A 1317-nucleotide genomic window follows, 5' to 3' on the forward strand; every position below is an offset into this window, starting at 1 on the left:
ATATGCATTTCTATAAAAGGATAGTAACCCATTCGATAAGACAACGTTTTACAATACTGAAAGAAAATAATGTGGAGAGTTGATTATGAACTGGATGCCGGACCGTAAAGCAAAGAAAGCGATATACAAACAACTTGCTGAATATATAGAAAGAGGAATTGTAGATGGTACATTCCCTTCAGATAAGCCACTGCCTTCTGAAAGACAATTGGCCAAGGAATATAATATTAACCGAAGTACAGTAGTATCTGCATATGATGAACTACAATCTAACGGTCTAATTAAAAGAAATAGAGGTAGTGGTACCACAATAAATAGAGATATTTGGGGGATCACTAAGAAAAGAATTCCAAGTTGGAACAGATACATTGAAGCTGGCTCTTTTTTACCAAATTTGCCTGTTACGAAAAGAATTCGTAAGAAAATGGTCGATCATGAGTTCATTAATTTAGCAAGTGGAGAATTATCTGAAGATCTATTTCCAATGAAAAAATTAAGAGAAATCATTTCTACTAGATCATTTATTGGGGGATTAGGATATGATCATCCACTAGGCTATAGAATACTTAGAGGAACGATTTCAAAACATGTAAAACAATATCGAGGAATTGAAGCTGACCCTGACTCAATTTTAATAACTTCAGGGGCACAACAAGCTTTATATTTGGTTGTTCAGTGCTTATTAAAGCCTGGAGATTCCGTTGCAATTGAAGATCCATCATATGTTTATAATTTACCCATTTTTAAATCTGCGGGTGTAAAAACATATACTTTACCAGTAGACGCAGATGGGATAAATCCTGAAGAGATTATTGAGTTATATAAAAAACATCGAATCAGAATGCTATTTTTTAATCCTTCTTTTCATAATCCTACAGGCTCCTTACTTAGTATAGAGCGCCGCAAAAGAATTTTAGAGATATCTTCTGAATTAGGAATTCCAATAATCGAAGACGATCCATATAGTTTGACATCCTTTAATGGTGAAACAAATTCAACTTTGAAAAATTTAGATTTAAATGGGAATGTACTTTACATTAGTTCATTATCAAAAATTGTAGCGTCTGGATTAAGAATTGGTTGGATTATTGGACCTAGAGCAGTTATCGAAAGGCTTTCAGATGCAAAACAACAAATTGATTTTGGACACGCGGGGTTTACACAATGGATTGCGAATGATTTCTTAGAATCTGAACATTTTCATGCTCATCTTACTTCTTTAGTTAAACAGTTAGAAAAACGAAGAAACCAAATTGTTAAGAGTCTAAATTTATATTTAGGGGAACATGTTGAATACTTAATCCCACAAGGTGGAAT

1 protein-coding gene is annotated in these 1317 nt (G+C 33.3%); it reads left to right on the forward strand.

What is annotated here, in order from left to right; translation table 11 throughout:
• Positions 1-85: 85 nt before the first annotated feature.
• Positions 86-1317, forward strand: a 1232-nt coding sequence (locus V7056_RS20625; RefSeq protein ID WP_499704259.1) for an aminotransferase-like domain-containing protein, incomplete at its 3' end; no start/stop codon positions are given.

The organism is Bacillus sp. JJ664 (assembly GCF_036962205.1).
Lineage (GTDB): Bacteria > Bacillota > Bacilli > Bacillales > Bacillaceae_G > Gottfriedia.